Source organism: Pseudogemmobacter hezensis, from assembly GCF_013155295.1.
GTDB lineage: Bacteria > Pseudomonadota > Alphaproteobacteria > Rhodobacterales > Rhodobacteraceae > Pseudogemmobacter > Pseudogemmobacter hezensis.
The window spans coordinates 84,849-103,868 of record NZ_JABJXT010000009.1; the positions used below are offsets into that span (position 1 = coordinate 84,849).

General features: G+C 63.6%; 14 protein-coding genes. 10 read left to right on the plus strand and 4 right to left on the minus strand.

The features are described from left to right. Window positions 1-153 precede the first annotated feature (153 nt). The gene (purD, locus tag HOY34_RS11775) at window positions 154-1,434 is read right to left on the minus strand and encodes a phosphoribosylamine--glycine ligase (RefSeq protein WP_172363048.1); all 1,281 of its coding nucleotides are present in this window, start codon (window positions 1,432-1,434) and stop codon (window positions 154-156) included. 199 nt (window positions 1,435-1,633) lie between these two features. Between purD and ctaA the strand changes: the two genes are divergently transcribed. After that, the gene (gene ctaA, locus HOY34_RS11780; protein ID WP_172363050.1) at window positions 1,634-2,839 is read left to right on the plus strand and encodes a heme A synthase; all 1,206 of its coding nucleotides are present in this window, start codon (window positions 1,634-1,636) and stop codon (window positions 2,837-2,839) included. Further along, window positions 2,836-4,314 (plus strand): carboxypeptidase M32, encoded by a 1,479-nt coding sequence (locus tag HOY34_RS11785; protein ID WP_172363052.1) that lies wholly within the window; start codon window positions 2,836-2,838, stop codon window positions 4,312-4,314. The genes ctaA and HOY34_RS11785 overlap by 4 nt, the downstream gene beginning before the upstream one ends. Window positions 4,315-4,422: 108 nt before the next feature. Here the strand turns inward: HOY34_RS11785 and HOY34_RS11790 are convergent, their stop codons facing one another. After that, window positions 4,423-4,977 (minus strand): class I SAM-dependent methyltransferase, encoded by a 555-nt coding sequence (locus HOY34_RS11790; protein WP_172363054.1) that lies wholly within the window; start codon window positions 4,975-4,977, stop codon window positions 4,423-4,425. A gap of 156 nt (window positions 4,978-5,133) precedes the next feature. After that, window positions 5,134-5,601 carry an SspB family protein gene (locus HOY34_RS11795; protein WP_172363055.1) on the minus strand — a complete coding sequence of 156 codons (468 nt, stop codon included), beginning with the start codon at window positions 5,599-5,601 and terminating at the stop codon, window positions 5,134-5,136. A gap of 469 nt (window positions 5,602-6,070) precedes the next feature. Between HOY34_RS11795 and HOY34_RS11800 the strand changes: the two genes are divergently transcribed. Then, window positions 6,071-6,997: a PHP domain-containing protein gene (locus HOY34_RS11800; RefSeq protein ID WP_172363057.1), complete on the plus strand. Its 927-nt coding sequence runs from the start codon at window positions 6,071-6,073 to the stop codon at window positions 6,995-6,997. A gap of 93 nt (window positions 6,998-7,090) precedes the next feature. Here the strand turns inward: HOY34_RS11800 and HOY34_RS11805 are convergent, their stop codons facing one another. After that, a complete protein-coding gene (locus HOY34_RS11805) occupies window positions 7,091-7,960 on the minus strand; it encodes a LysR family transcriptional regulator (protein WP_172363059.1) in 870 nt (289 codons plus the stop codon). A gap of 160 nt (window positions 7,961-8,120) precedes the next feature. Between HOY34_RS11805 and HOY34_RS11810 the strand changes: the two genes are divergently transcribed. The 7 genes from HOY34_RS11810 to pgl all read left to right on the plus strand — a co-directional run bounded on the left by HOY34_RS11810 (window position 8,121) and on the right by pgl (window position 19,018). Further along, window positions 8,121-10,562 (plus strand): GcvT family protein, encoded by a 2,442-nt coding sequence (locus HOY34_RS11810; protein ID WP_172363061.1) that lies wholly within the window; start codon window positions 8,121-8,123, stop codon window positions 10,560-10,562. Window positions 10,563-10,624: 62 nt separating this feature from the next. Further along, complete coding sequence (locus tag HOY34_RS11815; RefSeq protein ID WP_172363063.1) at window positions 10,625-13,084, plus strand: GcvT family protein; 2,460 nt, start codon at window positions 10,625-10,627, stop codon at window positions 13,082-13,084. A 134-nt stretch (window positions 13,085-13,218) separates the two neighbouring features. Further along, entirely contained in the window at window positions 13,219-14,052 is an 834-nt protein-coding gene (locus HOY34_RS11820) for an isocitrate lyase/PEP mutase family protein (RefSeq protein WP_172363065.1), read from the plus strand. A gap of 140 nt (window positions 14,053-14,192) precedes the next feature. Further along, a complete protein-coding gene (locus tag HOY34_RS11825; RefSeq protein ID WP_172363067.1) occupies window positions 14,193-15,629 on the plus strand; it encodes an aldehyde dehydrogenase family protein in 1,437 nt (478 codons plus the stop codon). A 178-nt stretch (window positions 15,630-15,807) separates the two neighbouring features. Then, window positions 15,808-16,704: an NAD(P)-dependent oxidoreductase gene (locus HOY34_RS11830; RefSeq protein ID WP_172363069.1), complete on the plus strand. Its 897-nt coding sequence runs from the start codon at window positions 15,808-15,810 to the stop codon at window positions 16,702-16,704. 191 nt (window positions 16,705-16,895) lie between these two features. Next, window positions 16,896-18,350, plus strand: coding sequence for a glucose-6-phosphate dehydrogenase (zwf, locus tag HOY34_RS11835; protein ID WP_172363071.1), 1,455 nt, complete (start codon window positions 16,896-16,898; stop codon window positions 18,348-18,350). Next, window positions 18,347-19,018 carry a 6-phosphogluconolactonase gene (pgl, locus tag HOY34_RS11840; protein ID WP_172363073.1) on the plus strand — a complete coding sequence of 224 codons (672 nt, stop codon included), beginning with the start codon at window positions 18,347-18,349 and terminating at the stop codon, window positions 19,016-19,018. Before zwf ends, pgl begins: the two co-directional genes overlap by 4 nt. Window positions 19,019-19,020 lie beyond the last annotated feature (2 nt).

Sequence of the window (19,020 nt, forward strand, 5' to 3'; positions counted from 1 at the left end):
AGCCCTGCCTTACATGGGAATGTGACAGGGGCAATGCAGCCCCCATGGTGCGCGATCAAGGGGCGTGACAGGCCGCCGACACCCGCGCCGGTTCCTGTCCGGCGGGCGGGATGTCAAAGGGGCGGGATGTCACGAAGGGCGGCGGATGGCCGCTTACAACGCCCGCCAGCCGATGTCGCGTCGGCAGAACCCTTCGGGCCAGTCGATGGCATCGACCATTTTATAGGCCTCATCGCGGGCTTCGGCCAGGCTGTCGCCGCGGGCTGTCACGTTCAGCACCCGCCCGCCGCTGGCGAGGGTTGCGCCGTCTTTGGCGGTGGTTCCGGCGTGAAAGACCATGTGACGGCTGTCCTGGGGCAGATCCTCAAGCCCGCCGATCCGGCTGCCTTTCTGATAGCTGCCGGGATAGCCCTTTGCGGCCAGGACCACGCTGAGCGCGTGATCATCGGCCCAGTTGACCTTTGCCTGGGCCAGCCGCTGGTCGGCGGTGGCGATCAGGTGATCGAGCACCTGAGCCCCAAGCCGCATCATCAGCACCTGGGCCTCGGGGTCACCAAAGCGGCAGTTGTATTCAACCAGCCGCGCCCGGCGCTCGCCGCTTTGCGGGTCATCGTCGATCATCAGCCCGGCATAAAGGATGCCCTGATAGGGGGTGCCGCGCCGCGCCATCTCGCGGATGGTGGGCAGGACGATGCGCTCCATCGCCTGGGCCTGCAGCGCCTCGGTCAGGACGGGGGCGGGCGAATAGGCGCCCATGCCGCCGGTATTCGGGCCGGTATCGCCGTCGCCGACGCGCTTGTGGTCCTGGGCGGTGCCAAAGGGCAGGGCGGTGGTGCCGTCTGACAGGATGAAGAAGCTGGCCTCTTCGCCCTGCATGAATTCCTCGATGACGACCTCGGCCCCGGCCTCGCCGAACTCGCCGCCGAACATATCGTCGATGGCGGCCAGGGCCTCAGCCTCGGTCATGGCGACGATCACGCCTTTGCCTGCGGCCAGGCCGTCGGCCTTGACGACAATCGGTGCGCCCTTTTCGCGGATATAGTCTTTCGCCGGGCTGGCCTCGGTGAACCTGGCCCAGGCGGCGGTCGGCGCGGCGCAGGCGTCGCAGACCTCTTTGGTGAACCGCTTTGAGGCTTCCAGCTGGGCTGCCGCCTGGCTGGGGCCGAAGGTCAGGATCCCGGCGGCGCGGGTTGCATCGGCGACGCCGGCGGCCAGCGGAGCCTCTGGCCCGACGATCACGAAATCAATCGCATTCTCTTCGCAAAATGCCACCACGCGGCCCGCGTCCAGAATATCAAGCGCCGCACATTCGGCGATCTGCGCGATCCCGGCATTGCCCGGCGCCACGATCAGCCGGTCGCATTTCGGGTTCTGCTTTACCGCCCAGGCCAGCGCATGTTCACGCCCGCCGCCGCCAAGGATCAGGATATTCATCTCTCGCGCCCCCGCATGGTTGCAATACTCTGACCAGCGGCCACCGATGGCGCCCCTGCTTGCGGGCCTGATAGTCGCCAGGGCAGCGGGTGACAAGAGCAAGTGGCTCAGGTTTTTCGCCCCATGTGCCGGACGCTTTGTCACCTTGAAGCCTGGGCGGGCGCGGCCTAATCTGCAGGCTGTCACGAAGGAAGGCACCATGGCCGGAAAACGCAGCATATTTGAAGACGTTGGCGAGACGAAACAGGGCGCGGGACAGGGCGCGGGCAGGCCCCCGGCGACGGGCGGCAGCCCGGCCGGGCCTGGCCTGATAGATCAGGGGCATAAGGGGGCGCGCGGACCGATCCGTATCTGGCTGATCGTTCTTTTCCTGCTGGTGGTGGCGATGATCGTCGTCGGCGGGCTGACGCGTCTGACAGGCTCGGGCCTGTCGATCACCGAGTGGCGGCCTGTCACCGGGGCGCTGCCGCCGCTGGATGCCACGGCCTGGGCAACAGAGTTTGAGAAATATCGCCAGACGCCGCAATATCAGCTGGCCAATGCCGGGATGAGCCTTGAGCAGTTCCAGTTCATCTATTGGTGGGAATGGGGGCATCGCCAGCTGGGCCGTCTGGTCGGCCTGGTCTGGGCGGTTGGCTTCCTGGGCTTCTGGCTGACGAAATCGATCCCCAATGGCTGGACGGGGCGGCTTTTGCTGGTCGGCGCGCTTGGCGGTCTGCAGGGCGCGATTGGCTGGTGGATGGTGCATTCGGGCCTGCAGGGAGAGATGATCCGCGTGGCCTCTTACCGGCTGGCGGTGCACCTGGGGCTGGCTTTCGTGATCCTTGGGTTCCTGGGCTGGTATGCGCTTTTGCTGTCGCGCAGCGAATCCCAGCTGATGACAGCGCGGCGCGGGCGGGAGGCAAAGCTCTTCTCGCTTTCAACCGGGCTGATGCATTTTGCCTTCCTGCAGATCCTGCTGGGCGCCCTGGTTGCCGGGATCGATGCAGGCCGTGCCTTCCCGACCTGGCCTTTGATGGGCGACAGTTTCTTCCCGGCCGATGCCTTCTATGCGACGGATATGCAAGGGAACGTGCTGCCGGTCTGGCATGCCTTCTTTGAGAACCCGGGGCTGGTGCAGTTCATGCACCGGATGGCGGGCTATCTTCTGTTCATCTTCGGCGTGGTCGTCTGGCTCAGGGGCCGCAAATCCGCCCATCGTGACACCCGTTTCGCCTTTCACATGGTCATGCTGATGCTGGTGGCGCAGGCTGGTCTGGGCATCATGGCGGTGCTGACCTCGGCGCATCTGCATGTGGCGATCACCCATCAGATCGGCGCGATCATCCTGTGGGTGCTGATCCTGCGGGCCCGCTATCTGTCGCAATACCCGGTTGCCGGGTCGATCCGCAAAGGAACCGCATGATGGCTGACGTTTACGAGGCGCTGATGGCGCATGCCCGCGAGACCGCCGCGATCGAGCAGGTGGCGGGGCGGCTGTCCTGGGATCAGGAAACCATGATGCCACGCGGCGCGGGGGCGCAGCGCGGCGAGGAAATGGCCGCGATGGAGGGCGTTCTCCATGCCCGCCGCATCGATCCGCGGGTGGGCGAGTGGCTGGCGAAGGTCGATCCGGTCGAGGTGGTGGCAAAGGCGCAGGTCGCCCGGATCCGCCGTTCTTACCAGCGGGCGATGAAGGTGCCTGCACGCCTTTCCCAGGAGATTGCGCGGGTCACCTCGCTGTCGCAGGGCATCTGGGCTGAGGCGCGGGCAGGTGAGGCGGTGGCCAATTTCCTGCCGACGCTTTCGCAGGTCGTTGATCTGAAACGCGAAGAGGCGGCGGCGCTGGCTTCTGGCGGTGATCTTTATGACGCGATGCTGGATGATTACGAGCCGGGCATGACCGGGGCCGAATGCGCGGCGATGTTTGACGCGCTGCGCCCGCGCCTTGTGGCCCTGCGCGAAAGGATCCTCGCCTCGCCGCGCAAACCTGAGGCGCTGAGCGGCAGCTTCGGGGCCGATGCGCAGATCCGCCTGTCGCGCCGCCTTGCCATGGTCTTTGGCTATGACCTGCAGCGCGGGCGCGTTGACACGGCGGTGCATCCCTTCTGTTCCGGCTCGGGCGATGATGTGCGCATCACCACCCGCGTGGCCGAGGGCGACCCCTTCAACTGTCTCTATTCCACCATCCATGAGACCGGCCATGCCGCCTATGAACAGGGCGTCGATTCCGATCTTTTGCTGACCCCGATTGGCGGCGGTGTCTCGATGGGGGTTCACGAAAGCCAAAGCCGGATCTGTGAGAACCAGCTGGGCCGCTCACGCCCCTTTACCGAATGGCTGTTCGGTGAGATGCGCGACCGTTTCGGCGAGTTCGGCATCCAGGACCCAGAGGCCTTCTATGCCACAGTCAACCGCGTCAGCCCCGGCTATATCCGCACCGAATCCGATGAGGTGCATTACAACCTGCACGTCATGCTGCGCTTTGATCTGGAGCGGGCGCTGATTGCGGGCGATCTGGCGGTTGCCGATCTGGAAGGGGCCTGGAATGAGCGTTCCCTCGCGGATTTCGGGGTGGCGGTCGACAAGCCCTCGAACGGGATGCTGCAGGATGTGCACTGGTCGATTGGCCTCTTTGGCTATTTCCCAACCTATACCCTGGGCAATCTTTATGCAGGCTGCCTGAACCAGGCGCTGCGCCGCGATCTGCCGGGTCTCGACCAGGATCTGGCAAAGGGCGAGCTGGGGGCGGCCAATGACTGGCTGCGCGAGAACCTGCGCCGTCATGGCGGCATCTATAGCCCGCGCGAGACCATCGCCCGCGCCTGTGGCGAAGAGCCTTCGGCCGAGCCGCTGCTGGATTACCTGGAGACGAAATTCGCCGGGATTTACGGTTTCTGAGCACCGCGTCGCGGATGATTTTCGGCTGGGGGGCAGGGTTTCTCTGCCCCCTTTGTCTTTCGCGGTCAGTCTTTATGCAGCCAGATTTTCGCGGGCAGGATTTCGCACTCAGGCGCGACGAAAGCGATAGACGCGGGCAGGCGGCAGATTGGCCCAGATCTTGTGACCCTTGTTCACCCGCAGCCCAAGCGCCTCGATGGTCTCGGGGGGCAGCGGCGGGCGCGGACCATAGGTGAATTGCACATAGCTGCCGCGCGGCGCCAGAACCTCAAAAGCGGCCCCGACAATCGCCTGGCGAATATCCTCGGGCATCGACAGCAGCGGCAGCCCCGAAATCACTGTCGAAACCTTTTCCGTCATCACCTGGCCCGCCGTCTCGGCCCCGGCCTGCAACACCCTTACGCCGGGGAACTTCTGGCGCAGATGGGCGACGAATTCCTCATCCAGCTCGAAAAGCGTCAGGTTTTGCGGCGGCAGACCGCGTGCCAGCAGGGCCTCGGTAAAGCGTCCGGTGCCGGGGCCGAACTCGACCACCTGGCCGGTATTGGGGCCGATCCCTAGCGTCATCGCCCGGGCAAGCGTGCGCGAAGAGGGCGCGATGGCCGAGACCTGGCGGGGATTGCGCAAAAGGCGCCGCCGGAACAATGCAAGATCGCTTTCCAATGAACTTCCTGTCTGTTGGTCGCGCCACTTGTGGCCCTATGGGGGCACCGTGCTGATCTGATCGCAGGGGGCGGCCCGGCGGCAGTGCCATAGCCGCAGCCGGGGGCCTGATTTCGGGTCTCAGGCCTTTGGACCTGCGATTTCCGCCTTCAGATCTCAGGTTTTGCGGAACTTATCGAGGCTGACGACCTCTGCCTCCTGGCGAGGGGCTGGCTCGCCGTCATCGCTGTCATCGCCGGCGTCAGCCGCCTCGTCATCCTCGTCATCCTCATGCTGGCTTTCAAAGCGCAGCCCGAATTCGACCGAAGGGTCGACAAAGGTCAGCACCGCATCAAAGGGGATCACCAGCGGCTCGGGCGAGTTGCCAAAGTTCAGCGTGACCGAAAAGCCCTGATCGGTGACCTCAAGCCCGGTGTACCAGTGCTGCAATACCACGGTCATCTCATTGGGATAACGTTCACGCAGCCAGTCGGCGATGGCGACATCGGGATGGTGGGTGTCAAAGGTGATGAAGAAGTGATGGTCACCAGGAAGGCCGTTTTTGGCGACATCTTCCAGCACGTTGCGGATCAGGCCGCGCATGGCCTGGTGCATCAGGTTTCCATAATCTATTGCGCGTGTCATTCGGATCCCCAGCCATTTCGGGGCCAGCATAAATCAAATGACGCACAAGGAAAGAGGGCAGCGCCAAAGCGGCGGCGAAAAGCCCGTTCGGCCGCAGCCGCAGCCCGCTCATAAGGCTTTGCCGCAGCTGATGGCAGGGCTGTTGCGGCTTCTGCGCTGGCCTCTTGTGCGGGCTCTTGCGCTGGCCCCCTGCGATAAGGCAGTCTGCGCCGTGATCTGCCCGTGCCGTGATCTGCCCGTGCTGTGATCTGCCCGTGCTGTGATCTGCCCGTGCTGTGATCTGGCTGTGTCAGGATCGGCCCACGAAACCTTGCGTTGAACCTTGCGTTAAATCGGGCGTTAAACCGCAAATCGGGCTGTCATATTGCCGTTGTCAGAACCTTGCATATACCGCCCGTTCGCCGCAGCCTGCATGCGCTGAGCACCTGTCCACCCCTTGCCATCTGCCCATCCTGCTACCGGAGCCTTCATGACCCGCCAATCCGCCTTTTCCGCCCCTGGCCGCTTTTGGCGCGGCAATCTGCACAGCCATTCCAACCGTTCCGACGGGGCGCTGACCCCCGAAGAGGTCTGTCGCCGTTACCGGGCCGAGGGCTATGACTTCCTGGCGCTGACCGATCATTACGTCGGGATCTATGATTATCCGCTGGTCGATACCACGCCGTTCCGCCAGGCGGATTTCACCACCATTCTGGGGGCCGAGCTGCATTCCGGCGCGATGGAAAACGGCGAGCTGTGGCATATCCTTGCCGTTGGTCTGCCCGCCGATTTCCCGAAGATCGGCGCCCGGGACTGGCGGGCCGCGCCCGATCAGGAAAGCGGCCCGGCGCTTGCGGCCCGGGCTGCGGCGGCGGGGGCTTTTGTCACCATCGCCCATCCGCAATGGTCGGGGATGACGCTGGCCGATGCGCGCTCGATCACCGCCGCCCATGCGGTTGAGATCTACAATCACGGGTCAGCCGTCTGCAATGATCGTGGCGATGGCACCCAGATTGCCGATCTGCTGATCTCTGAGGGGCGTGACCTTTCGCTGATTGCGACCGATGATTCACATTTCAAAGACCCCGATTATTTCGGCGGCTGGACCATGGTGAAAGCCGAGGAAAACACCCCCGAGGCCTTGCTGGCCGCGCTGAAACGGGGCGATTTCTATTCGAGCGAAGGCCCCGAGATCCATGATTTCCGGGTCGCGGGGGATACTGTCCATGTCGAATGCTCGGCGGTCGAGCGGGTGATTGCGCTTGGCCAGGGCTCCAGCTCGAACTGCCTTTGGGGCAAGTCGCTGACCCGGGCCGAGCTGTCTTTGCAATGGCAAAGCGATACGCCCTGGCTGCGGGTGGTGGTGATTGATGCAGCCGGGCGCAGGGCCTGGAGCAACCCGATCCGCCGCGCCTGAGCGCGGGCGGTTTCGGGTTTCGCAATCGGGCTGCGAGCGGCAACGCGGCCCGATTGGGCAATATCCTTTTTCGGCGATCAGCTTTGCGGGGGATCAGCCTGGTGCCTGTTCCCCGGCCGGGGCGGGCTGGCGGCTGACGATTCGCGTCAGCTTGCGGTGCAAAGGCGTGATCCGGTGGCGGATATGCATCGCGGCATAGACCGGCTGGCGCAAAACCGGCGCGTCGCTGACCGCCCGCACCCGACCTGCGGCGATCATCTCACGGGCGGTTGGTTCCAGCACATAGCCCGTGCCGCCCATCCCCATCAGAAGCGAGGCGACCGAGCCGCTTTGGCCGACCGAGATCGGGGCCTCGGCCAGCTCTGGCGTGATCTGGCGGTGCATCTCCTGAAAAGCGGGCGAGAAATGCGAGAAGATAAAGCGCTCTGGCTGCACATCAGAGAGACGATCTGTCAGGGTTGAGACCATGTGATAGCAGGCATCCCCCAGGCTTTCAAAATGCAGATCAGGATGCGGCTTTGGCGAGAACATGACCGCGAAGTCCAGCACCCCGGTCAGCAGATCCGTGCACATCTGGTTTGAGTAATCGGGCTCGATATAAAGCGCGATCTGCGGGAAGGTGCGACGGATTTCGGCCACCCAATCGCCAAGATAGATCGCGGAAAGATCGTTCTGAATGCCAAGGCGCAGCAGATGCCCGGTGCCGCTGGGGATCTGGATATGGCGCTTGGCCTCATTCCACTGATGGCGCAGCATGCGGGCATGGGGTTCGAACCGTTTGCCCTCGGTGGTAAGCGCCGTGCCAGAGCGCGAGCGGTCGAAAAGCCGGGTGCCAAGCGCGGTTTCAAGGCTGACGAGGCGGGCCGAGACGGTGGATTGGGTTAGCCCCAGACGCTCGGCGCTGCGGTGGAAGCTGCGGCTTTCAGCGAGGTCGAGGAAGGTCTCGATAAGTTCGATTTGCATGGTCAAAGCCGGGGGCCAGCCCCCGGACCCCCGGGATATTTTTGGACAGATGAAAAGGCGGCAGGCGCTGATCGGATTACCCGATCAATAGGTGGGGCGCGGCCGAATTGAAAGGGGAAGAGAGCTGGCGAATAGTGGCCGCGAACAGATGGGGGCCAGCATGTCGGAATTCGCCAGCGCAAGGGTTGCGATTATCGGGGGGGGCGTGGTTGGCGTCTCGGCGCTTTATCACCTGGCGAAAGCAGGGTGGCGCGATGTGATCTTGCTGGAGAAGAACGAGCTGACGGCGGGCTCGACCTGGCATGCGGCGGGGAATGTGCCGACGTTTTCGGCCTCCTGGTCGATCATGAATATGCAGCGTTATTCGGCGGGGCTTTATCGGGGGCTGGGCGAAGAGGTTGGTTATCCGATGAATTACCATGTCACCGGATCGCTGCGTCTGGGCCATAGTGCCGAGCGGCTTTTGGAGTTCAGGCGTGTTGCCGGGATGGGGCGGGCCCAGGGGATGGATCTTGAGGTGTTGGGCGCGGATGAGATCCGCGGGCGCTATCCCTTTCTTGAGACCCATGATCTGAGCGGGGCGCTTTATGATCCTTATGATGGGGATATTGATCCGGCACAGCTGACCCAGGCGCTGGCGGCGGGGGCGCGGCAGATGGGGGCGCGGATTGAGCGCTTTTGCCCGGTGACAGCGGCGAAGTGGACGGGCAGCGAGTGGGTTCTGACGACCCCGAAGGGCGAGGTGCGGGCGGAATATGTCGTCAATGCGGGCGGCTATTACGCGGCTGAGGTGGGGCGGATGTTCGGGCGAAGGGTGCCGATGATGGTGATGAGCCATCAGTATCTTCTGTTCGACACCATCCCCGAGCTGGCGGCCTGGTCGGCGGAAAGCGGGCATAAGTTGCCTTTGCTGCGCGATGTCGACAGCAGCTATTACCTGCGCCAAGAGAAGATGGGCTTTAATCTTGGCCCCTATGAGAACCCCTGCCGGGCGCATTGGGCGACGCCTGATGACCCGATGCCCGAGGATTTCAGTTTCCAGCTTTTCCCCGATGATCTGGAGCGGCTGGAATGGCATATCGCCGATGCGATGGCGCGGGTGCCGCTTTTGGAGAAGGCGGCTTTGCAAAAGGTGATCAACGGGCCGATCCCTTACACGCCCGATGGCAACCCGCTGATCGGGCCGATGCCTGGGGTGCCCAATGCCTTTGAGGCCTGCGTTTTCACCTTTGGCATCTGTCAGGGCGGTGGTGCGGGCAAGGTTCTGGCCGAATGGGTGACTGAGGGGACGACCGAATGGGATATGTGGTCTTGCGATCCGCGCCGTTTCACCGGGTTTGAGGACCACGATTACTGCGTGGCCAAGGGCAAGGAAGTCTATGGCCATGAATATGCGATGCATTTTCCGCATCATGTCTGGGGGGCGGGGCGCGACAAAAAGCTGTCGCCCGTGCATACGGATGTCGCCGCTCTGGGCGCGCAGTTCGGGCCATTCAACGGCTGGGAGCGTGCGCTTTGGTATGCGCGGCCTGGCGACGATGTCTCTGAGGCGGCGCAGCGAACATGGGCGCGTCAGGGACCATGGTTTGCTGCCGTGAAGGCGGAATGTGAGGCGGTGCGGGATGCCTGCGGCATTCTCGATCTGCCCGGGTTCTCGCGCTACCACCTCTCGGGTGCGGGTGCGGCAGACTGGCTTTCGGCGCAGATCACCGGCAGACTGCCAGCCCCGGGGCGACTGGGGCTGGCCTATTTCGCCGATCACCGGGGGCGGATCGTCACAGAGATGTCGGTGGCCCGTCTTGCCGATGATGCGTTTTTGCTGATCACGGCAGCGACGGCCCAGGCGCATGACCGCGCCTGGCTGGAGCGGTATCTGGCACCGGGGCTGAGCCTTTCCGAGCTGACCGATGACTGGTCCTGCCAGATCCTGACCGGGCCAAAGGCGCGCGAGGTTTTGCAGGCCGCCGGGGCCGAGGCGGATCTGGCGAAGGGCTGGCTTTCGCATCAGACGGGCCGGATTGCCGGGCGTGAGGTCTGGCTGGCGCGGGTCAGTTTCGCGGGCGAGCTGGGCTGGGAAATCCATGCGGAAAACGCCGATATGCCTGCGGTGCGCCAGGCGCTGATGCGGGCGGGCGGGCCTTTGGGGCTTAAGCCCTTTGGCATGTTCGCGCTGAACGCTTTGCGGATCGAAAAGGGGTATCGGGCCTGGAAAGGCGATCTTTCCACTGATTACAGCCTGTTGCAGGGCGGTCTTGAGAGATTTGTTGACTGGGACAAGCCCGCGTTCCGCGGCCGCGAGGCGCTTTTGGCAGAGCGCCAGGCCGGAGTTACAAAGCGGTTTACCACCCTGGTGATCGAGGCCGGGGCCTATGATGCGCCCTATATGGCGACGATCTGGAAAGGCGATCAGGCCGTGGGGGAAGTGACCTCGGGCTATTATGGTCACCGTGTCGGAAAATCGATTGGTCTTGGTATGTTGCGGGCTGATCTGAATGTTCCGGGTGAGGTTCTGGAGGTTGAGATCTTCGGGCAAAGGCATGCGGCGGTGGTGCAGGCGGATGGCCCGCTCTGGGATCCGCAAAATCTGCGGATCCGCGCCTGAGCTGAGGGAACGTCCGGGGCAGAGCCCCCGGGACATTTATACAAAGAAGAAGGGCTAACATCTTGGTGGATGTACCAAAAACGGCGCGGGCGGTGGTAATTGGGGGCGGCGTCTCGGGCTGTTCGGTTGCCTATCATCTGGCAAAAGCGGGCTGGACGGATGTGGTGCTGCTTGAGCGGCGCAAGCTGACCTCAGGCACCACCTGGCATGCGGCGGGGCTGATCGGGCAGCTGCGGGCTAATCAGAATATGACCCGGCTGGCGAAGTATTCGGCGGATCTTTACAGCAGGCTGGAAGAAGAGACCGGGGTTGCAACCGGGCTGAAGCGGGTCGGCTCGATGACGGTGGCGCTGACCGGGGACCGCATGCAGGAGATCCTGCGCCAGGCGACGGTGGCGCGGATTTTCGGGGTTGAGGTTGGAGAGATTTCCCCCACTGAAATCAAGGCGATGTATCCGCATCTTAACACGGATGGGGTGATTGGCGGCGTGCATCTGCCCGGGGATGGGCAATGTGATCCCGCCAATATCGCCATGGCGCTGGCCAAAGGTGCCCGGATGCGTGGCGCGAAAGTGTTCGAGGGCGTCAAGGTCACGGGCGTGACCGAGGGGCCGGCTGTGGGCGGGCGTCGCCAGGTCAGCGGCGTTGACTATATCGGGCCGGATGGGCCGGGCCATATCGCTGCGGATGTGGTGATCAATTGCGGCGGCATGTGGGGCCGCGATCTGGCCGCAGCCTCGGGTGTGACGCTGCCGCTGCATGCCTGCGAGCATTTCTACCTGATCACCGAGCCTGTCGCGGGCCTGACCGATATGCCGGTTCTGCGGGTTCCAGATGAATGCGCCTATTACAAGACCGATGCCGGCAAGATGATGATCGGCGCCTTTGAGCCGGTCGCCAAACCCTGGGGCATGGCGGGCATCCGGGAGGATTTCGAATTCGACACCCTGCCCGAAGATTGGGATCATTTCGCGCCGATCCTGGAGGATGCCGCGAACCGGATGCCGATGTTCCAGACCGCCGGGATCCATACCTTCTTTAACGGACCCGAAAGCTTTACCCCCGATGATCGCTATTATCTGGGCCCTGCGCCAGAGCTGGGCGGCTATTGGGTGGCGGCGGGCTATAACTCGGTCGGGATTGTCTCATCCGGGGGCGCGGGCATGGCGCTGGCGGAATGGATCACCACGGGGGAGGCGCCGTTTGATCTGTGGGATGTCGATATCCGCCGCGCCCAGCCCTTCCAGCGCAATCGCCGCTATCTGAAAGACCGGGTGACCGAGACGCTGGGCCTGCTTTACGCCGACCATTATCCCTACCGTCAGATGGCGACGGCGCGGGGGGTGCGGCGCACACCGTTGCATGGGCATCTGCAGGCGCGGGGCGCGGTCTTTGGCGAGGTCGCGGGCTGGGAGCGGGCGAACTGGTTCGCAAACCCCGGCCAGGAACGCGAATATCGTTATGCCTGGGGCCGCCAGAACTGGTTTGAGAACCAGCGCGCCGAGCATATGGCGGTGCGTCAGGGCGTGGGCCTTTTCGATATGACCTCTTTCGGCAAGATCAGGGTCGAGGGGCGTGACGCTGTCAGTTTCCTCAACCGGGTCTGTGCGGGGCAGATGGATGTGGCGGCGGGCCGGATCGTCTACACGCAGATGCTGAATGCGCGGGGGGGGATCGAGAGCGATCTGACCGTCACGCGGCTGTCAGAGCGCGCCTTTATGCTGGTGGTGCCGGGGGCGACGCTGCAGCGCGATCTGGCCTGGCTGCGGCGGCATCTGGGTGATGAGTTCGTGGTGATCACCGATGTGACGGCGGCGGAATCGGTTCTGTGCGTGATGGGGCCGAAGGCGCGGGATCTGATGCAGAGGGTCTCGCCCAATGACTTTTCAAATGAGGCGCATCCCTTTGCCAGCATGCGCGAGGTTGAGGTCGGCTATGGTCTGGCCCGGGCGCATCGGGTGACCTATGTCGGCGAGCTGGGCTGGGAGCTTTACGTCCCCTCGGATCAGACCGCGCATGTGTTTGAGGCGCTGGAAGAGGCCGGGGCCGATCTGGGGCTGCGGCTTTGCGGGCTGCATGCGCTGGATTCGTGCCGGATCGAAAAGGGGTATCGCCATTGGGGCCATGATATTACCGATGAGGATCATGTGCTTGAGGCAGGGCTTGGCTTTGCGGTGCGGGTGAAAAAGCCCGATTTCATTGGCCGTGATGCGGTGCTGCGCGTTATGGAGCAGGGCGTGGGGCGGCGAATGCTGCAGTTCCGGCTGCAAGACCCGGAGGTATCGCTTTTCCACAATGAGGCGATCGTGCGGGATGGGAAGATCGTGGGCCCGGTGACCTCGGCTAATTATGGTCATGCATTGGGGGGCGCGATCGGGCTGGGCTATGTGCCCTGCGCAGGCGAGAGTGAGGCGGATCTGCTGGGCTCGTGCTATGAGATCGAGGTGGCCGGGGTGCGCCACGAGGCTGAGGTGAGCCTGGTGCCGATGTATGATCCGAAATCGGAGCGTATCCGTATGTGACTGTGTTGGGGAAACGTTGGGGTCGGAGAAAAGTGGTGGTCGGGGAAAATGGGGAGCGGGAAAAGTGGGGGGCTGTCTGCCCCCCTGGGCGCGGTTCCCGCGCCCGCCCCCCGAGGATATTTGAGGACAGATGAATGATACTTGCGGCGCGGCATCGGGATTTTGAGGATCTGCACAGATCGGGGTGTTTTGTGATCCCAAATCCCTGGGACCGGGGATCTGCGCGGATGATGGCGGCTTTGGGAGCGAAGGCGCTGGCGACCTCATCTGCGGCTCATGCTTTCACACTGGGGCGGCCGGATATGGGGGGTGTCAGCCGCGATGAGGCCCTGGCCCATGCTGCCGATCTGCTGGCGGCGGTGGATCTGCCGCTTTCGGGCGATTTCGAGAATGGTTTTGGCGATGCGCCTGAGATGGTGGCTGAGACGGTTCGCCTGGCGGCAGAGGTTGGGCTTTCGGGGATCTCGGTCGAGGATACGCAGATGGTTGCGGGCAATCCGGCCTATGATTTCGAACTGGCGGTTGAGCGGGTTCGCGCCGGGGCGGCAGCCGCGCGGGCGCTTGGGCGGCCGTTTGTGTTTTGCGCCCGTGCCGATGGGGTGATGAACGGCGTCTATGACCTGGCCGAGGGGATCCGGCGTTTGCAGGCCTTTGAGGCGGCCGGCGCGGGGCTTTTGTATCTGCCGGTGCCGCCCGGGCGTGAGGGGCTGGCGCAGGTTCTGGCCTCGGTCAGGGCACCCGTCAATGCGCTGGCGGCGGGGCCTTTGAAGGCCTGCCCGGTGGCGGATCTGGCGGCGATGGGGGTGCGGCGGATCTCTGCCGGCAGCCAGATTGCGCGGCTGACCCATGCGGCGATCCGTGATGCGACACTTGCGATGCTGGGCGAGGGCAGTTTTGCGCCGCTGGCGGGCGCGGCACCGGGCGATGAGATCGATGCCCTGCTGCGTGTGGGGGCTGCGCGTCTGTAGCGCGGTGGACTGCGCCTTTGCGCCGCGTCGGTATTTGGTCTGGTCGTGGCGGTGCTTGTGTATGGCGGTGATCCGCCTCAGTCTGCGGAAATATAAGAGGGCGCAATCAATGTGCCTTTGTGAAGCGACAGGAGAGAGAAATGACGGTCTCAAAGCATCTGGGGCATTTCTATATCAACGGGGCCTGGGTTGATCCTTTGCCCGGGGCCAGTGATCTGGGGGTCGAGAACCCCGCCACCGAAGAAATCCTGGGGCAGCTGGCGCTTGGCACCGAGGCCGATGCCGATCGCGCCATCCTGGCTGCGCGGGCGGCTTTTGATGCCTGGACGGTGGTTCCGGTCGCAGAGCGTATCGCGCTCGTGAAGCGGATCCTTGAGGTCTATAATGCGCGCTATGACGATTTCGCGCTTGCGATGTCGCTTGAGATGGGGGCACCGATTGAATGGGCCAAAGGTGCGCAGGCCTGGGCGGGGCAGGTGCATATCGAATCCACCATCAAAGCCGCCGAAGAGATGACCTGGGAATATATGCGCGGCGATACCCGCATCGTGATGGAGGGGATCGGCGTCTGCGCCCTGATCACTCCCTGGAACTGGCCTATGAACCAGATCGCCTGCAAGGTCGCGCCTGCGCTGATCGCGGGCTGCACGATGGTGTTGAAGCCATCCGAGATCGCGCCGCTTTCGGGGCTTTTGTTTGCCGAAGTCTGCCATGAGGCCGGGGTGCCTGCGGGCGTCTTCAATCTGGTGAACGGGATGGGCCCGGTGGTGGGGGCGCGGATGTCCTCGCATCCTGAGGTGGATATGGTCTCGTTCACCGGATCCACCCGCGCAGGCACTGCGATTGCCGCCGCCGCTGCGCCGACCGTGAAGCGCGTGGCCCAGGAGTTGGGTGGCAAAAGCCCCAATATCATTCTGCCATCGGCGGATATTGCCGAGGCCGTCAAGGCGGGCGTTGCGGGCTGTTTCGCCAATACCGGGCAAAGCTGCGATGCGCCGACGCGGATGTTCGTGCCCCGCGCCCATGCGCAGACCGCCTATGCTGCGGCGAAAGAGGCCGCGGATGAGGTGGTGATCGGGCCGACCACAGAGACCGCCACCACGATGGGGCCGCTGATCTCAAAGGCGCAATATGACAAGGTGCAGCGGCTGATTCAGGCGGGCATTGACGAGGGCGCAAGCCTGATCGCTGGCGGCACCGGGCGGCCTCAGGGCGTCAATCGCGGCTGGTATGTGCAGCCGACGATCTTTGGCGATGTCACCAATGAGATGACCATCTCACGTGAAGAGATCTTTGGCCCGGTGCTTTCGATCCTGCCCTATGACAGCATCGATGATGCGATCCGCATGGCCAATGACACGCCCTATGGCCTGGCGGCCTATATCGCGGGCCCGGTCGAAGAGGCGAAACCCATCGCACGGCGTCTGCGGGCGGGGACGGTGAACCTCAACTACCCGGACTGGGACACTTTCGCGCCCTTTGGCGGCTATAAACAATCGGGGAACGGGCGCGAATATGCCGATTGGGGCATCCATGATTTCTGCGAGATCAAGGGCATCGTCGGCTGGGGGGCCTGATCCTGGGGGGGCCTGTTCTGTGAAAAAGGGTTCCGGCGGGTGCATAGCTGCCCTGCCGGAATCGGACAGATGGCGATCTTGCATCTTCTGTGCGGGCGGTGATTGAGTGAGACCCGCGCCGGGCCGAGTCGCGCCCTGCGGTATGTCTTTGTAATCCGTCTCAATCAGGAGTGCGGCCATGCGTTATGGCTATGTCGGTCTGGGCAATCTGGGCGGGCATCTTGCTGCCAGCCTGCTGCATGCGGGATTTGACGTCACCGTCTATGACCGCGACAGTGCCGCCGTTGACCGTCTTTGCGGCAAGGGGGGCGACCGGGCCTCTTCGCTGGAGGAACTGGCGGCGGGGGTTGACCATGTTTTTACCTGCCTGCCCTCACCCCAGGTCAGCGAGGCCGTGCTGGCGCAGATGCTGCCCTTCATGCGGCCGGGTGCAAGCTGGATCGAGAATTCGACGCTGGGGCGCGAGGATGTGCTGCGTTTCGCAGGCCTTGCCCGCAGCGCCGGCATTCGGATGATGGAGGCCCCGGTCACCGGCGGCGTGCATATGGCCGCCAAAGGCGAGATCACCGTGCTGGCCGGCGGCGAGCGCGACCTTTTTGATTTGCATTACCCCGCGCTTGAGGTGATCGGCGGCAAGATCTTTTACATGGGAGAGCTGGGCTCGGCGGCGGTGATCAAGGTGATCACCAATATGCTGGCCTTCACCCATCTGGTGGCCGACGGCGAGGCGCTGATGCTGGCCAAGCGCGGCGGCCTTGATCTGAAAACCGCGTGGGAGGCGATTGCCGCCTCTTCCGGCAATTCCTTCGTGCATGAGACCGAGGGCCAGCTGATCCTGAATGGCAGCTATGATGTCGGCTTCTCGATGGATATGGCGCTGAAGGATCTGGGCTTTGCGCTTGGCTTTGGCCAGGAATTCGGGGTGCCGCTGGATCTGGCCTCTACCGTCAACCAGACCTTCCTGCGCGGGCGGGCGGCCTTTGGCGGCCAGGCGCAGTCGACCCGGATCGTGAAGCTGCTGGAAGAATTGCTGGACACTGATCTGCGGGCAGGCGGTTTTCCAGAACGTCTTTGATCGCCGCAGCCCCCGGACGAAGCCCCCACGCAGTTCCCGGACGGTATCAGCTATTTGCGGTGTCACATTCCGGTGCTAGACATGGGGATGCACGGCAGCTAGAAGGCTGACAATGCTACGTTAGCGCTAACGGACGGGCCATTGCCAGGCCGGGGCGCAATCACGACAGGTTCAGAACAGACAGGGATTCCATGGCTTCGCGCGTCATTCCGGTCGAAATATTCGATCTTGTGATCTTTGGCGGCACCGGCGATCTGGCCCGGCGCAAAATCCTTCCCGGCCTATATCTGCGCTGGCTGGCGGGGCAGATCCTGCCCGAGGCCCGGGTGATCGGCGCGGCGCGTGCCGATCTGACCGATGCGGAATTCCGCGATTTCGTCGCCGGTGCGATTGCCGAATTCGTGCCCGAGGCAAAGCGCGACGAGACGGCGATCCAGGGCTTTCTGGATCGGCTGTCCTTCGTGACGATTGATGCGACCGGCGAAAAGGGCTGGAAGGATCTGAAAAAGCTGATCCGCGCCGATGTGGTGCAGGCCTTTTATTTCTCGGTCGCGCCGTCCCTGTTCGGCGCGATTGCGGAACGGCTGACCAGCCATGGCATCGCAGGCCCGGATGCGCGGATCGTGGTGGAGAAACCCTTCGGGCGCGATCTGGCCTCTGCCAAAGCGCTGAACGCCGTTCTGGCGCAGCATTTCGAGGAACGGCAGATCTACCGGATCGACCATTACCTCGGCAAAGAAACCGTGCAGAACCTGATGGCGGTGCGGTTTGCGAATATCCTGTTCGAGCCGCTGTGGAAGTCGGAATATATCGACCACGTCCAGATCACGGTGGCGGAAACCGTCGGCGTGAACGGGCGCGGCGCTTACTATGACAAATCGGGCGCGATGCGCGATATGGTGCAAAACCACATCATGCAGCTTTTGTGCCTGATCGCCATGGAGCCGCCCTATCATTTTGACCCCGACGCGGTGCGCGATGAGAAACTCAAGGTCATCCGGGCGCTGGATCCGGTGCAGCCCGAAGACATCGTGCGCGGCCAGTATCTGGCCGGGGGCGGCGAGGCGGGCTATCTTGAGCATTCGGAAGATCCGGCCAGCCGCACCGAAAGCTATATCGCGCTGAAGGTGAATATCTCGAACTGGCGCTGGAAGGGCACGCCCTTTTACCTGCGCACCGGCAAGCGTCTGCGGGCGCGCGAAAGCGAGATCGCCATCACCTTCAAAGAGCCGCCGCATTCGATTTTCGACGATCACGCGGGCTGGCGCGACAATGTGCTGGTGATCCGGCTGCAGCCTGATGAGGGCATGAACCTCAAGGTGATGATCAAGGAACCGGGCCCGGGCGGCATGCGCCTGACCCAGGTGCCATTGGATATGTCCTTCGCCGAGGCGCTGAAAGACAGTCTCGAAGATGTGCCTGATGCCTATGAGCGGCTGATCATGGATGTGATCCGTGGCAATCAGACCCTCTTCATGCGCGGCGATGAGGTCGAGGCCGCCTGGGCCTGGACCGATCCGATCATCGAGGGATGGGAGGCGCGGGGCGATAAGCCGCAAGCCTATGATCCCGGCACCTCTGGTCCCGAAGATGCGCTGATGCTGATGCACCGCGACGGGCGCCGCTGGCGGGGGATCGGCTCATGAAATTCAACGCCTATCCTGACCGCGATTTCCTGCATCTGAAGCTGGCGGACCGCATCGCCTCGCAACTGGGGGAATTCATCCGCCGCGATGGCCGCGCCACGCTTTCGGTGCCCGGCGGCACCACGCCCGGCCCGGTTTTCGACATCCTTTCGGGCGTCGATCTCGACTGGGCTCTGGTCTCGGTCGTGCTGAATGACGAACGCTGGGTGCCCGAGCACTCTGATCGCTCGAACACAAGGCTTCTGCGTGAGCGTCTGCTGACCGGGCGGGCCGCCAATGCGCGGCTGATCCCGCTTTATACCGCGACCGATACGCCGGAAGAGGGGATCCCCGCGCTGGAAGAGGGGCTTCGCGCCGCGCTGCCGATCTCTGTCCTGCTTCTGGGGATGGGGGGCGATATGCATACGGCGTCGCTCTTTCCGGGGGCTGACCGTCTGACGGATGCGCTGGCCCCTGATGCGCCGCTCTTGATGCCGATGCGATCCGAGGCTGCGGTCGAGCCAAGGGTGACCCTGACCGCGCCCGTCTTGCGTGACGCCATGCATATCCATGTGCTGATCACCGGCGAGGCGAAGCGCGAAGCGATTGAAAAGGCGGCTGGTTTGCCCGTCGAAGAGGCCCCGATCCGCACAGTGCTGGATCTGGCCGAGGTGCATTGGGCCGAGTGAGA

What these genes read in the sequence shown, in the direction of transcription:
- purD (WP_172363048.1), bottom strand. Translation starts at nt 1,434, where the DNA reads ATGAATATCCTGATCCTTGGCGGCGGCGGGCGTGAACATGCGCTGGCC.
- ctaA (WP_172363050.1), top strand. Translation starts at nt 1,634, where the DNA reads ATGGCCGGAAAACGCAGCATATTTGAAGACGTTGGCGAGACGAAACAG.
- HOY34_RS11785 (WP_172363052.1), top strand. Translation starts at nt 2,836, where the DNA reads ATGATGGCTGACGTTTACGAGGCGCTGATGGCGCATGCCCGCGAGACC.
- HOY34_RS11795 (WP_172363055.1), bottom strand. Translation starts at nt 5,601, where the DNA reads ATGACACGCGCAATAGATTATGGAAACCTGATGCACCAGGCCATGCGC.
- HOY34_RS11800 (WP_172363057.1), top strand. Translation starts at nt 6,071, where the DNA reads ATGACCCGCCAATCCGCCTTTTCCGCCCCTGGCCGCTTTTGGCGCGGC.
- HOY34_RS11805 (WP_172363059.1), bottom strand. Translation starts at nt 7,960, where the DNA reads ATGCAAATCGAACTTATCGAGACCTTCCTCGACCTCGCTGAAAGCCGC.
- HOY34_RS11810 (WP_172363061.1), top strand. Translation starts at nt 8,121, where the DNA reads ATGTCGGAATTCGCCAGCGCAAGGGTTGCGATTATCGGGGGGGGCGTG.
- HOY34_RS11820 (WP_172363065.1), top strand. Translation starts at nt 13,219, where the DNA reads ATGATACTTGCGGCGCGGCATCGGGATTTTGAGGATCTGCACAGATCG.
- HOY34_RS11825 (WP_172363067.1), top strand. Translation starts at nt 14,193, where the DNA reads ATGACGGTCTCAAAGCATCTGGGGCATTTCTATATCAACGGGGCCTGG.
- HOY34_RS11830 (WP_172363069.1), top strand. Translation starts at nt 15,808, where the DNA reads ATGCGTTATGGCTATGTCGGTCTGGGCAATCTGGGCGGGCATCTTGCT.
- zwf (WP_172363071.1), top strand. Translation starts at nt 16,896, where the DNA reads ATGGCTTCGCGCGTCATTCCGGTCGAAATATTCGATCTTGTGATCTTT.
- pgl (WP_172363073.1), top strand. Translation starts at nt 18,347, where the DNA reads ATGAAATTCAACGCCTATCCTGACCGCGATTTCCTGCATCTGAAGCTG.